Source organism: Flexivirga oryzae (assembly GCF_014190805.1).
Lineage (GTDB): Bacteria > Actinomycetota > Actinomycetes > Actinomycetales > Dermatophilaceae > Flexivirga > Flexivirga oryzae.
The window spans coordinates 1,229,122-1,242,668 of record NZ_JACHVQ010000001.1 but is presented as its reverse complement, the minus strand read 5'-3'; the positions used below and the strand labels follow the sequence as shown (position 1 = coordinate 1,242,668).

13 protein-coding genes are annotated in these 13,547 nt (G+C 69.1%); 9 read left to right on the top strand and 4 right to left on the bottom strand.

Going from position 1 to position 13,547, the window contains the following annotated elements:
- Positions 1–64: 64 nt before the first annotated feature.
- On the top strand, positions 65–556 hold the full coding sequence (locus tag FHU39_RS05710; RefSeq protein WP_183319461.1) for a SigE family RNA polymerase sigma factor: 492 nt from the start codon (positions 65–67) through the stop codon (positions 554–556).
- Complete coding sequence (locus FHU39_RS05705; protein WP_183319460.1) at positions 553–1,623, top strand: hypothetical protein; 1,071 nt, start codon at positions 553–555, stop codon at positions 1,621–1,623. The genes FHU39_RS05710 and FHU39_RS05705 overlap by 4 nt, the downstream gene beginning before the upstream one ends.
- Positions 1,624–1,629: 6 nt before the next feature.
- Here the strand turns inward: FHU39_RS05705 and FHU39_RS05700 are convergent, their stop codons facing one another.
- Both FHU39_RS05700 and FHU39_RS05695 read right to left on the bottom strand, forming a co-directional pair.
- A complete protein-coding gene (locus FHU39_RS05700; protein ID WP_183319459.1) occupies positions 1,630–2,145 on the bottom strand; it encodes a DUF3145 domain-containing protein in 516 nt (171 codons plus the stop codon).
- A 156-nt stretch (positions 2,146–2,301) separates the two neighbouring features.
- Positions 2,302–3,561, bottom strand: a complete 1,260-nt coding sequence (locus FHU39_RS05695; RefSeq protein WP_183319458.1) for an LCP family protein — start codon at positions 3,559–3,561, stop codon at positions 2,302–2,304.
- Between the two features lie 225 nt (positions 3,562–3,786).
- Here FHU39_RS05695 and FHU39_RS05690 point away from each other — a divergent pair, with 225 nt between their 5' ends.
- From FHU39_RS05690 to FHU39_RS05670, 5 genes are all read left to right on the top strand, one after another.
- Positions 3,787–4,974, top strand: coding sequence for a sugar ABC transporter substrate-binding protein (locus FHU39_RS05690; protein WP_183319457.1), 1,188 nt, complete (start codon positions 3,787–3,789; stop codon positions 4,972–4,974).
- A 76-nt stretch (positions 4,975–5,050) separates the two neighbouring features.
- Complete coding sequence (locus tag FHU39_RS05685; protein ID WP_183319456.1) at positions 5,051–5,833, top strand: ATP-binding cassette domain-containing protein; 783 nt, start codon at positions 5,051–5,053, stop codon at positions 5,831–5,833.
- Entirely contained in the window at positions 5,830–7,197 is a 1,368-nt protein-coding gene (locus FHU39_RS05680; RefSeq protein WP_183319455.1) for a sugar ABC transporter permease, read from the top strand. The genes FHU39_RS05685 and FHU39_RS05680 overlap by 4 nt, the downstream gene beginning before the upstream one ends.
- Positions 7,197–8,426 (top strand): ROK family transcriptional regulator, encoded by a 1,230-nt coding sequence (locus tag FHU39_RS05675; protein WP_183319454.1) that lies wholly within the window; start codon positions 7,197–7,199, stop codon positions 8,424–8,426. Before FHU39_RS05680 ends, FHU39_RS05675 begins: the two co-directional genes overlap by 1 nt.
- A 40-nt stretch (positions 8,427–8,466) precedes the next feature.
- Positions 8,467–9,300 carry a hypothetical protein gene (locus FHU39_RS05670; protein ID WP_183319453.1) on the top strand — a complete coding sequence of 278 codons (834 nt, stop codon included), beginning with the start codon at positions 8,467–8,469 and terminating at the stop codon, positions 9,298–9,300.
- Positions 9,301–9,306: 6 nt separating this feature from the next.
- On the opposite strand, the gene FHU39_RS05665 is transcribed toward FHU39_RS05670, so the two are convergent.
- Positions 9,307–9,831 (bottom strand): YflT domain-containing protein, encoded by a 525-nt coding sequence (locus FHU39_RS05665; RefSeq protein ID WP_183319452.1) that lies wholly within the window; start codon positions 9,829–9,831, stop codon positions 9,307–9,309.
- A gap of 68 nt (positions 9,832–9,899) precedes the next feature.
- Between FHU39_RS05665 and FHU39_RS05660 the strand changes: the two genes are divergently transcribed.
- Both FHU39_RS05660 and FHU39_RS05655 read left to right on the top strand, forming a co-directional pair.
- The gene (locus tag FHU39_RS05660; RefSeq protein WP_183319451.1) at positions 9,900–10,670 is read left to right on the top strand and encodes a lysoplasmalogenase; all 771 of its coding nucleotides are present in this window, start codon (positions 9,900–9,902) and stop codon (positions 10,668–10,670) included.
- A 35-nt stretch (positions 10,671–10,705) separates the two neighbouring features.
- Positions 10,706–11,356 (top strand): NUDIX domain-containing protein, encoded by a 651-nt coding sequence (locus tag FHU39_RS05655; RefSeq protein WP_183319450.1) that lies wholly within the window; start codon positions 10,706–10,708, stop codon positions 11,354–11,356.
- 1,699 nt (positions 11,357–13,055) lie between these two features.
- Here FHU39_RS05655 and FHU39_RS25195 read toward each other — a convergent pair.
- A complete protein-coding gene (locus tag FHU39_RS25195; RefSeq protein ID WP_425484780.1) occupies positions 13,056–13,457 on the bottom strand; it encodes a GNAT family N-acetyltransferase in 402 nt (133 codons plus the stop codon).
- Positions 13,458–13,547 lie beyond the last annotated feature (90 nt).

The following is a 13,547-nucleotide window of genomic DNA, read 5'->3' as shown; positions in this document are numbered from 1 at the left end:
GACCCACGCAACCTTTTGCCGCCTCCGTGCGTGGAAGGGGTATGACGACAGGGGTGGGCCACTGATGCGGCGGCGGGATGACACCGCCTTCGTGCGATTCGTCGACGACAGGTCGACGCAGCTGCTGCGGATGGCCTACCTGCTGAGCGGGGACCAGCACCTGGCCGAGGAACTCGTCCAGGAGACGCTGGAGCGGGTCTACGTCCGCTGGGGCCGACTGCGCCAGGGCCAGGAGATGGCCTATGCGCGCCGGGTGCTGACCAACCTGCGCACCGACCGGTGGCGCCGGGTCCGGCGCGAGGTCGTCACCGACGAACTCCCGGAGAGCGCCGCAGCCAGTCGCGACAGCACCGCCGACCGCGACCTGCTGCTGCGCGCGCTCGGGACACTCGCCGACCGCGAGCGCGAAATCGTCGTACTGCGCTACTACTGCGACCAGTCGGAGAACTCGGTCGCCGAGTGCCTGGGCATCAGCACCGGCACGGTCAAGAGCACCGCGTCCCGCGCGCTCGCCAAGTTGCGCACCCAGCTCGATCGTCCGGAGGTGACGCGATGAGCAACGGATCCAACACCCACGACGTGCGAGCGCTGTTGGCGAACACCCAGTTCCCCGCGATGCAGGTCGACAGTGCCGGCGTGCTGGACGGCGGCCGCCGCCGGGTGCGCCGCCGCCGGGCACAGGTGATCGGCGTGGCCGTCGCCGCACTGCTCGTGCTGGCGCCGAGCGGCTGGCTGGCGACGCGCGCCGTCGACCGGTCCGGGCCGATTCCGGCTGGGCACACCAGCACGACGAAGCCGCTCACGACCGGGCTCTTCGCGCGGGACGGCGCCGTCGGCAACCTGGGCGACGGACGGGTGAGCCTCTACCCGCCGACGGCCCACGGCACCGGTGACAGCGGCAACCCGGCGACCTATCAGGTGAGCAGCTCCGCATCCGGGTTACGGGTGGCGCGGGTCGATCAGGGCACCACCGTCGACCTGCACCGGACGGGAGGCGGGGCTTCGGGCCTGTTCCAGTCCTCAGACAAGACCCGCGGGATCGTGGCGGTGCGGATTCCGTCGAACACCGTGGTGGTCACCCTGGTGACCGACGACGACGGTTACGGGTCCGCCGACTCGGTGGCCTCAACACTCGCGGACGGCACGTCCGTCGCGTTGGTGGAGACCTCGCGACGCCTCACGAGCCCGGTGCAGGCGGTGATCTGGCGGGAGGTGAACGGCACCATCGGGGCGAGCACCGGTGAACGACCGGCCGTGCTCCGACAGGACGGAGCCACGTTCTACTACTTCAGCGGACTCGGTGCGCTGGGGATCGTCGGCCGGCACAGTGAGGGCATGGTGCGCGCCCGCGGCTACTCGGTCGGCGAGGGCGTCGCCGGTAACGACAAGGTTGCCGACTTCATCGTCGCCGGTCTCTATCCGCGTGGCGTGGCGGACGCACGGTTGTCACCGGCCGTGCCGGGTGCGGTCGTGCGAGTGGCGCACCTTCCCGGCACCCGATGGGACCTGGTGACCGCTCGGTACCGGGCGGCGACCAAGGCGGCCACGCCCACGATCGTCTCCAACTACGGCACGTGGGACCCGGGCAAGAGCGATCCGCCGAGCACCGCGCCGACGCGCTGAACGCTCTCAGGAGACGCGGTGCAGCCAGCGCACCGGCGCGCCCTCCCCGGCATACCGGAACGGCTCGAGCTCCTGGTCCCAGGCGGTGCCGAGCAGCTCGGCCATCTCGGCGCGGAACAACTCCGGGTCACCCTTGCTCGCCGCGAGCGCGGAACGCAGCCGGTCCTCACCCACGACCACGTCCCCCGACGCGGCGGTCCATGCGTGATGTATGCCGAGTGCCGGCGTGTGCGACCAGCGTGAGCCGTCACAGCCGGGGCTGGGCTCCTCGGTGACCTCGTAGCGGACGTCGACCCAGCCGCGCAGTGTGCTGGCCAGCTTGGCCCCGGTGCCGGGCTCGCCCATCCAGGACAGTTCGGTGCGCACCGTGCCCGGCGCCACCGGCTGCTTGATCCACTCGATGGGTGCGGCCGCGCCGAGCACGCTCTCCAGCGCCCACCCGATATGGGGGCAGAGCGCGGCCGGGGTGGAGTGTACGAACACCACCCCGCGGGTCACGGCACGCGCATTAGCGGCAGACATCCGGGCCTCCTGACAACGTTGCGAGGGACGTCTTCCCCAACGACCTCGCGGCTGGCGGTCCGGCATCAATGCGGTGCGACACGTGCTTGTGCGGTTGTGCGGCCTATTCTGCCCCATCCGTCACAACAGCACCAGTCCGGCCGGGCGCCGGGCCGGTCACGGCGCCGAGTCAGGGGTCGCGGCGGCGAGCTGGTACGCCTGGGTCGGTGTCATCGCCAGACCGTTGACCGTGACCGTTCGCTCCGTGCTCACCTGGGCGCAGCCGGTCGCCGACGACACCGTTGTCGCGTCGTCGTCGCCGGCAACCGTCCCGACGCCGGTCCGCGTGCCGGCACGAGTGCTCGCCCGCGGCGTGGGCGCCGCGGCACTCGAGGCGTGCGTGCTCCGTTCCGATGCACCGACGGTCGCCCGGGTGAGGCTGGTGTCGGAGGCGATCCTGGCGAACAGCGCCGGCGCATTCGAGGCGGGTATGACGACATTCGGGTTCGACGGGTCCGGGGTCGTCGGCGCCGTGACGAAGGTCGTGCGGGAGCCCGGCACCTGGCTGAGCTGGTAGGCCAGCGAGGTCAGCGCCTTCACGCTGCCGAGCCCCGGGTCGACCGTCACCGCGGACGTTGCGGCGTTGGCGAGCTTGAGCACTTTGACCGGGTTGGCGAGTGTCGACGCACTTTCCATGTCGCGCAACATCGAGGACAGGAAGATGTGTTGCGCCACCGTGCGGCCGATGTCGCTGCCGTCACCGAAGCCGTGCCGGGTCCGCAGGAACTCCAGGGCCGCCCTCCCCTTCAGGGTGTGCGTCCCCTTGGCCAGCTTCAGATGCGAATAGGGGTCGTAGACATCGCGATTCACGCACACCGACACCCCGCCGACGGCATCCGACATCTTCACCACGCCCTCGAAGTCGATGACCATGAAGTGATCGATCGCGATGCCGGTCAGCCGGTGCACCGCGGAAGCCGCGCAGTCGGCACCGTATTGGAACGTGCTGTTGATCCGCGCGGTGTGCGCGGTCTCCTGCGCCCCGGTGGCGCTGTCGGTACACGCCGGCACGGCCATCACGGTGTCCCGCGGGATGCTCAGCACCGTCGCGTTCGTGCGATCCGCGGAGATGTGCACGACCATCAGCACGTCGGCGTTCGCCGCGAGCGACGTCGCCTTCGACGAGGTCGCCCCCGTGACCGAGCAGTCCCCGCCGATCTCGCAGTCCGCGCTGCTGGCACGCGTGTCCGATCCGATGACCAGCAGGTTGATCGGTGTGTCGCCCGCAGCGTCCGCGGTCTCGTGTCCGTGCGACGCGAAGGCGGCGGTGCGCAGGTTTCCGTTGAGGTGCAGATAGAGCCCGACGCCGCCGCCGACGATCACCACCAGCAGGGCGACCACCCCGACGCCGATCCGACGACGCCACAGGGAACTCATGCGCCGACGGTAGGTCGGCAACCCGCACATTCGTCGTGCGTCGCCTGTGCGTACGCCGAATGCGGAAGTAACGGCCCGGTCACGATGTCGGTTCCGGCGGCAAGATCCTGCCGAAAGTGGTGCGAATCACCCGAAAAGCGGATATGTTGCCGTTCGCAACATATTCAGCGAACAGCGGCTCGAGCCCGTGGACCGGCCCCTCGAGTTGATCGGAAAGGTGGAACCATGCGCAAAGGTGCGCTCAGCACGGCGTGTGCAGTGGCGGGCATCATCGCTCTGGCCGGCTGTGGAAGCAGCAGCAGTGGCGGCGGCTCCGGCAGCAGCGGCGGCTCCAGCGGTGGCGGGTCGAGTGCCGCAGCCGGCGGGTCGACAGGCGGGTCGACGGCGACCGGTGGCGGGTCGACCGCCGCGTCCGGTGGCTCGATCGACGGGAAGGGCGCCAAGGTCGGCTTCATCCTGCCGGACCGGCAGTCCTCCAACCGGTGGATCTCGTCCGACCCGCAGGCCCTGAAGGCACGCTGCAAGGCCGACAACCTGAACTGCGACATCCAGAACGCCAACAACTCGGCGCAGCAGATGACCACCATCGCGACGACGATGATGAACAACGGCGTCAAAGTGCTCGGGCTGGTCAACCTCGACTCGGCCTCGGCAGCCCAGATCGAGAAGACCGCCAAGTCCAAGGGCATCTACACCATCGACTACGACCGCCTGACCCTCGGCGGCTCCGCCAGTCTGTACGTGTCCTTCGACAACACCAAGGTCGGCGAGTTGCAGGGCAAGACGCTGACGCAGTGCTCGCAGGTCAAGGGCAAGTCCGCGGTCAAGTACGTCGACCTCAACGGTGCGCCGACCGACAACAACGCGACCCTCTTCAAGCAGGGTTATGACTCGGTGCTGAAGAAGCAGAAGGGCTGGACGAAGCTCGCCGACCAGTCGGTCCCCGACTGGGACAACCAGAAGGCCGGCATCATCTTCACCTCGATGCTGCAGAAGAACCCGGACATGAACGCCGTGATGGTCGCCAACGACGGTATGGCGGGCTCGGTCGTCACCGCCCTGAAGAAGCAGGGACTGGCCGGCAAGGTGGCGGTCTCCGGACAGGACGCCACCGTCGAGGGTCTGCAGCGGATCATGGACGGCACCCAGTGCTTCACGATCTACAAGCCGTCGAAGCTGGAGGCCTTCCCGGCGGTCGACGCTGCCGCCCAGCTGGCCACCGGCCAGGTGCCGAAGACCACCCAGAAGATCAAGGACACCCAGACCGGCCGTATGGTCCCCTCGATCCTGGCGACCCCGATCGCCATCACGAAGGCCAACGTCGCGCGGCCGATCAACGACGGCTACACGCCGAAGTCGACGACCTGCACGGGTGCCTACGCCGCGAAGTGCACCGCGGCGGGTGTCAAGTAACACCGACTGCTGAAGCTGAAGGAAGGGGCCGGGCGGACCGACCGGCCGGCCCCTTCCGCTGCGTCTAGGGAGATTCATGTCTGATCAACCGATCCTGGAACTGCACGGGATCAACAAGAGTTTCGGTGCGGTGCACGTACTGCGGGACGTCGACTTCGCGGCGTACCCCGGCAAGGTCACAGCCCTCGTCGGCGACAACGGCGCCGGCAAGTCCACCCTCGTCAAGTGCATCGGTGGCACCTACACCATCGACTCCGGTACCTACGAGTTCGAGGGACAGCCGCGGCACGTCAGCGACCCACGCGACGCGTCGGCGCTCGGTGTCGAGATCGTCTACCAGGACCTCGCGCTCTGCGAGAACCTCGACGTCGTCCAGAACATGTTCCTCGGTCGCGAGCGGATGCGCGGCATCGTGCTCGACGAGGAGTCGATGGAGATCGCGGCGTCCGACACGCTGAAGTCGCTGTCGGTGCGGACCCTGAACTCGGTCCGGCAGCGGGTGTCGAGCCTGTCCGGTGGGCAGCGGCAGACCGTCGCGATCGCCAAGGCCGCGCTGTGGAAGTCCAAGGTCGTCATCCTCGACGAGCCGACCGCCGCCCTCGGTGTCGCGCAGACCGCACAGGTGCTCGACCTGGTGCGTCGCCTCGCCGACCAGGGCACCGCCGTCATCCTCATCTCGCACAACATGCTCGACGTCCTCCAGGTGGCCGACAAGATCTCGGTCCTCTACCTCGGCCAGCTCGCCGCCACCGTCGACCGCGCCGACGTCAACCAGACCCAGGTCGTCGAGCTGATCACCACGGGCCGCAGCGGTGACCTCGGCCTCCAGCCCGCCATGACCTCCGGAGCCCCCGCATGACGCCACACCTGAGCAAGACCGCCACTGCCGCCGACGTCGATGCGGCCGTGGACGAGACCGCCGCAGCCGCGACGACCTTCCCCGCCGGCAACGACGTCGGCGCCTACCTGCACAACTACTGGCAGCGCATCCGCGGTGGCGACATGGGCTCGCTGCCCGCGGTCGCAGCCCTGATCGTGCTCTTCCTGATCTTCTCCGTCGTCGAGGACGGCTTCTTCTCCAAGAGCAACTTCGCCAGCCTGATCACCCAGGCGGCACCGGGCATCCTGCTGGCAATGGGTCTGGTCTTCGTCCTGCTGCTGGCCGAGATCGACCTGTCGGCCGGCACCGCCTCCGGCGTGAGTGGGGCGGTCGCCGCAGTCCTGCTGATGAAGGACTGGCCGTGGCCGTTCGCCGTTCTCGTCGCCCTGATCGTGAGCGCGGTGATCGGGCTCCTCATCGGGTGGATGCGCACCTTCTTGCGGGTGCCGTCGTTCGTGTCGACCCTGGCACTCTTCCTCGGCCTGCAGGGTGTCGTCCAGATCGTGGTGAACAGCGCCAACACGCAGGGCAACCTGTCGTTGCAGAGCGACGCACTCGTCGCGCTGGAGAACGGCAACATGCCGCAATGGGCCGGCTGGGTGATGGCGATCCTGATGATCGCCGGCTTCGCGGTCCAGAAGCTGCTCGCCGTCAGTGCGCGGCGCCGCAAGAACCTGCCGACCGAGCCCGCCGTCCTCACGGCGGTCAAGATCGGTGGCATCGCCCTGCTCGCGGTCGTCTTCACCGTGGTTCTCAACCTCAACCGGTCGCCCAATGCGGCGGGCGGAACCAAGATCGTGGAGAAGAACGGTCAGCTGGTCGCCGAGAAGGTCGCCGGTGCCTACCTCGGTGGCGTGCCGTGGGTCGTACCGGTGATCCTCGTGCTCGTGGTCGTCCTCGGCTTCATGCTCAACCGGACCCGTTACGGACGGCACATCTACGCGGTCGGCGGCAGTGACGAGGCGGCGCGTCGGGCCGGCATCCGGGTCGACTCCGTACGCATCTCGGTCTTCGTCATCTGCTCGGTGCTCGCCGGAGTGTCGGGCATCGTGCTCGCGTCGCAGACCGCGGTCAACGCGTCGCAGGGCGGCGGCAACACGCTGTTGCTCGCGGTCGGCGCGGCGGTCGTCGGTGGAACCAGCCTCTTCGGCGGCAAGGGCAAGATCACCGACGCCGTCGTCGGTGGTTGCGTCGTCGCCGTCATCATCAACGGTATGGCGGACCTGCTGCGTGGCGCGAACAACTCCGCCTGGCAGTGGATCGTCACCGGTCTGGTGCTCCTGCTCGCCGCGACCGTCGACGCCGTCTCCCGGCGCCGTGCCGGCGCGTCCGGGCTCGGCTGATGCCCCCGGGCGCCCGGTCCGCGGCGCGCCCCGAGCAGATCCGCCGGCACAACCTCTCGGTCGTCCTGCGCCACCTGCATCTGCACGGTGCGCTGTCACGGCCGGAGCTGGCTCGGCTGACCGGGCTCAACCGCAGCACCATCGGCGCCATCGTCGGCGACCTCGTCGAGCTCGGCATCGTCACCCAACGCACGCCGTCGCACAGCCGGGACAAGGCCGGGCGGCCGCCATACCTGGTGGCTCTGCGGCCGGGTGCGGTCCACGTGGTCGCGGTCGACGTCGATGTCACCCAGGTGCAGGTCGCGACCGTCGGCCTGTCCGGGACGGTGCTCGACCGGGTCGTCTGGAAGCACCGGGTCGGCGCGGACCGGTCGGCGGACAGGACCGCCGACCGGGTCGCGGCGGCGGCGCGTGACCTCACCGCCGCCGCCGGCGACAGCATCCGGGTCGGTGTGGGGGTCAGCGTGCCGGCGATGATCGACAACCCCCAGGGCATCGCCGTCTACGCGCCCAACCTGCAGTGGAGCAACGCCCCGTTCGGGGCGCTGCTGCGCGCTCGGCTGGCCGACCACGTGGTGGTGGGCAACGACGCCGATCTCGCCCTCCTCGCCGAGCACCGTCGGGGTGTGGCCGCGGGTTTCTCCAACGTGGTCCTGGTGCTCGGCCGGGTCGGTGTCGGCGGTGGCGTGATCATCGGCGGCGACCTGCTGCGCGGCAGCCGGGGGTATGCCGGGGAGATCGGCCACATCACCGTGCAGGCCGACGGGCCGGTCTGCCACTGCGGCAACCGCGGCTGTCTGGAGGAGTATGTCGGCGAGGACGCCATACTGCGGGCGGCGGAGGCCGCCGGGATCGACTCCCCCGAGCTCGAGTCGCTGTTCCGGCGAGCCGCCGACGGCGACGAGACCTGCCTCGACGTCGTCTGTTCCGTCGGGCAGTGGCTCGGACGGGGGCTGTCCAACGTCGCCCATGTCCTCAACCCGGAGGCGATCGTCGCGGACGGCCACCTGGCGGAGGTGTTGCGCCTCGCGGAGCCGTCGGTCCGCATCGGGCTGCAGCGCGGCATGGTCACCATCGGGCGAGCGCCGATCACGTTGCTACAAGGGACTGTTCGCGATGCGTCGCTGATCGGCGCGGCCGAGCTCGCCTACGAGCAACTGCTCACCGCACCGGACCTGCTGGGCACCCTCGTCCACAAGGGGTCGGTGGATCCGGCCGCCGGAAGTTAACCTGGAACCACGAACCGGTTCTCGCGGGAGGGGACGACGCGTGGATTTCATCCTGCAGCTCTTCGCGGTGGGCGCGATCATCACGATGCTCACCGGGGCGTTCAAGCGCGGGACCGACGCCATCCTGCGCACGATCGGCAGCGCACTGGTGATGGCCGGTCTGGCGTTCACCGACGCGGGCTGGGTCGTCCACGCCGGCATGGCAATCCTGATGTTCTCCAGCGTGGAGTTCCTCTACCGCCCCTACTACAAGGTCCGCCACGAGGTGCAGTCCTCGTTCAGCTGTCTGGCCGCGGTCACCGTCGCGGGGCTGGCCGCCGGCGCCTTCCCCTGGGTCGTCTTCCCGGTGGGCGCCATGATCGGCCTCTGGTACATCTCCGGCGGTCCGGCACGCAACCGCCGCAAGCACGCGCGGTCGGTCCAGCGCACGGCGATGAAGGAAGCGGCCGCCCAGGCGTCGGTGGCACAGGCCTCCGCCGTCGACCTCAACCGGCTCTTCAACGACCGGCGCATCCCGGACCCGTGCCGGCAGAACCTGCACAACCTGCTGCGCCGGGCCGATGCGCTGCACGCCGAGTTGCGCTCCCACCAGGCCAGCGACCGGCTGGTGTTCGAGGTGGAGCAGGTCCACGAGGACTACGCGCCGACCGCGGTGCGCGCCTACCTGGCGCTGCCGCCGTCCGTGGCGAACACGGAGCCGATCCAGGACGGCAAGACCGGGGCCGTGCTGCTCGACGAACAGCTCACGATCCTGCACGGCGCACTCGACGACATCGCGTCCGAGGCACGCACGCACGGCGCGGAGGGCATGCTGGCCAGCTACCGCTTCCTGCAGGACAAGTTCGGCACGAAGGACGACGGCCTCACCATCTGAGGTGGGTCAGGTCAGGGTCGGCCCGCCACCGGGCATGTTGTCGAGCAGTTCACGCGCCTGCATCGCGAACTTGTGCTCCACCAGCACTTCGTACTTCGTGGCCACGACCTGGGTGACCGACTGGAAGTCACGCTGTCCCCCGGTGAGGCTGTAACCGATGGCTGCCCACACGGCCCCGAAGACGGCACCGAAGACGACGGTGGACAACACCACGCTGAGCACGTTGACCGAGTCGAACATCGACAGGATCAGACCGATGAACGCTCCGAACCAGGCGCCGGAGAGCGCACCGCCGGCCAGCACCCGGCCCCACGTCAAGCGCCCGACGACCCGCTCGATCTGCTTCAACTCGGTCCCGACGATCATGCAGTTCTCGACCGGGAACTCCTTGTCCGAGAGATAGTCGACCGCCCGCTGCGCGTCACGGTAATCGGTATAGACGCCCAGCGACATCGGGTAGTCAAGGGTCAGCCCCTGCTGCAACCTGGCGTTCGGCTGGCGACCGAAGCCGCCACTCATCGGACTCGACATACTCCTCAGCCTAACGACGCCGGGGGTTCGGACCCAGCCGGCAGGTGGTGGTCCACTACCTTGACCGGATGGAGCGACTGCGCAGGACACTTCGTGCGGCATTCGACTCGGTCACCTCGACGACGTGGGGACGGGTCGCGATCACCGGTTTCGGGGTCGTCGGCGCGACGCATCTGGTGTGTCAGTTCGTGGACCCGGACGGCGTGCTCAGTTCGGCGACCCAGATCCTGCTGATGCCCACCCTCGCCGGCGCGCTGGCCGCTGCGTGTCCGGATCGGACCCGGTTGGTGCGCCTGGGTCTGCTCGCTCTCGGCGCGTCCTGGCTCGGCGACACCGTGCCGCGCTTCGTGTCCGGGGACCCCGGTTTCCTGTCGATGGTCGGGTGCTTCCTGGTCGCGCAGGTGACGTACATCGCGGGCTTCCTCCCCTACCGCTCGGAGTCGTCACCAGTGCGCACATGGGCGGCACGAATTCCTTATCTGGCAGCGTTTCTCGGTCTCGTCGCGTGGTGCCTGCCGGGCGCCGGTCCCCTCGCGCCCCCGGTCATCATGTATGGCGCCGCCCTGACCGCGATGGCGCTCCTCGCGCCCGGGGTCTCCCCCGTCACCGGCGTCGGTGGCGCGATCTTCATGGCCTCCGACGGGCTGATCGCGCTGCACGCCTTCGCCGGTGTCACCCTGCCCGTCCACGACTTCTGGGTGATGCTCACCTACCTGGTCGGTCAGGCGCTCATCGTGGCCGGTGTCATCGACCGCACTGCGGCATCGACCGGCCGAACCGGACTCGCGGTGCCGACGGCGAGCGGCATGCGACCCGCGGGTCCGGCCGGCGACAGCTGAGCGCGGAGCGCACAGCAGGCATGATGGTGGTCACCATGACCTCGAATCAGCCTGTCGTCAGTGTCGACGCGGTCGCGTTGCGTCATACCGACGACCGGGTCGGTGTCGTTCTCGTCGAGCGGCAGTACGCGCCGTTCCGGCACCGGCGCGCGCTGCCGGGCGTGATGATGCTGTCCGGCGAGAGCGCCCGGGATGCCGCGCTGCGCGGGTTGCGCGAGAAGTGTGGTCTCACTGCGGAGTCGGTGCGCTGGCAGACCGCCGGGCGCTACAACGACGAGCGCAATCGCGACCCTCGTGGCGCCACCATCTCGCTGACCCAGATCGTGGTGCTGCATCCGGCCGCGAACGGCCGGGACAGCACCTGGACGATCCCGCTCGACGAGTTGCCGAAGCTGCCGTTCGCGCACAACCAGATCATCGCGGACGCGGTCGCCGACGTGCGTGCCCGCTTCTGGGAGGACACCCGGATCATCCCGGCCTTCCTCGGCGACACGTTCAGTACGCTCGACGTAGCCGGTCTGGCGGAACAGCTGGAACTGGAGGCCAATCCGGCCAACCTGGCCCGCCGGCTGGGGTCCATGTATGCCGACACCGGCCGCACCCAACCCGCCGGCCGCGGCCGCCCCGCCCGCGTGTGGGCCGGGACTCCTGCGATCCCTGAGTATCCCGGTGCTGGCGACGAGTGAAGACCCCTGCGATCCCTGAGTAGCCCGGAGCTTGCGACGGGCGAAGACCCCTGCGATCCCTGAGTAGCCCGGAGCTTGCGACGGGCGTATCGAAGGGTCGCACCCGCGCGCGGGTCGAGTAGGCGGAGCGCTAGCGGAGTCGTATCGAGACCCCGCGAGGACAGGCGGTAGAGGTCGGAACCGGCTGTGCTTGCGACGGGTGAAGACCCCTGCGATCCCTGAGTAGCCCGGAGCTTGCGACGGGCGAAGACCCTGCGATCCCTGAGTAGCCCGGAGCTTGCGACGGGCGAAGACCCCTGCGATCCCTGAGTAGCCCGGAGCCTGCGACGGGCGTATCGAAGGGTCGCACCCGCGCGCGGGTCGAGTAAGCGGAGCGCCAGCGCAGCCGTATCGAGACCCCGCGAGGACACGCGGTAGAGGTCGGAACCGGCTGTGCTTGCGACGGGCGAAGACCCCTGCGATCCCTGAGTAGCCCGGAGCTTGCGACGGGCGTATCGAAGGGTCGCACCCGCGCGCGGGTCGAGTAAGCGGAGCGCCAGCGCAGCCGTATCGAGACCCCGCGAGGACACGCGGTAGAGGTCGGAACCGGCTGTGCTTGCGACGGGCGAAGACCCCTGCTATCCCTGAGTAGCCCGGAGCCTGCGACGGGCGAGACCCCTGCGATCCCTGAGTAGCCCGGAGCCTGCGACAGGCGTATCGAAGGGTCGCATCCGCGCGCGGGTCGAGTAGGCGGAGCGCCAGCGGAGCCGTATCGAGACCCCGCGAGGACACGCGGTAGAGGTCGGAACCGGCTGTGCTTGCGACGGGCGAAGACCCCTGCGATCCCTGAGTAGCCCGGAGCCTGCGACGGGCGTATGCCCTGCGATCCCTGAGTAGCCCGGAGCCTGCGACGGGCGAAGACCCCTGCGATCCCTGAGTAGCCCGGAGCTTGCGACGGGCGAAGACCCCTGCGATCCCTGAGTAGCCCGGAGCTTGCGACGGGCGTATCGAAGGGTCGCACCCGCGCGGGTCGAGTAGGCGGAGCGCCAGCGCAGCCGTATCGAGACCCCGCGAGGACACGCGGTAGAGGTCGGAACCGGCTGTGCTTGTGATGGTTTCGCCGCGAAGAGGTTGTCGGTGCTCACCCCTAGACTCGGTCCCAGAACAGCAGCTCAGACAAGGCGGGAAGGGGTAACCGGCCATGACGAGCGACCCGCGGTGGGTGGACGTGTCCGGGCTACCCGGACCTCTCGCGGACGCGGTCACCGCCCTGACCGAGCACACCGATCGCGCCCAGCCAGCCCGCGTCACCACACCACCGACACCCACACCGATACCGGTGAGGTGTCTCGGGAGCACCTGGGTGACCTGATCCAGGCCGCCGAACGCGTCAAGGCGTTCGCCGACGCCGCCCTGGTGGACGCGACCGCGGCCCTAGTCGCCGACATCACCGCCCACCGCAAAGCCGCCTGCCAAGCAGTCGTCCACGAGGTGCAGTTGTTGACCGGGTCCACGATCACCGCCGCCCGAGACCGGGTCCGGTTCGCCACCGCCCTGGACGCCCGCGTCCACGGGGCACAGGAACTGTTACGCACCGGCGGGTGCACCTGGGACCGGGCCCGCATCGCCTACACGGAGACCAAGCACTTGGACCCGGTACTGGCCGGGCACGTCATCGACCGGCTCCTGGCACCCCCGCAACGCACCACCAGCCCGCGGGCTACTCAGGGAACCCCGGCGGGCGCCATCGCAGGTGAACTTCTCGGTCGTCGGCACCGACGGGATCGAAGCCCAAGCGGTCGTACAGTCGTCGCGCGCCAGGGTTGTCGTGTTCGACACCCAGGTCGAGCACACCATCCGTCACGCTGACCTCATGTTGCAGCGTCTTCACGATGGCAGTGCCGATGCCCCGGCGCTGAACCGTCGGATCCAACTGCAGACCGCACAACGTGATCCGCCGAACGGTCCGCCCGTCGACCATCGCCTCGTCCCGTTCGATCCGAATACGGCCAATCACACGTCCCTGGGACTCGACGACTTGAAGTGCGTCCGACCCGTCGACCGTCTCTTGGGACCACTCCACGAATCCGGCCACCCATTCCGCTTCTTCGGCTGGGGTCATCGCCGGCCATCTGCCTTGATCCTTCGTCGAAGCTCGAACGATCGTGGCCAGTGCCGGAGCATCCATCGGACCGGCCGGGCGCACCGACCA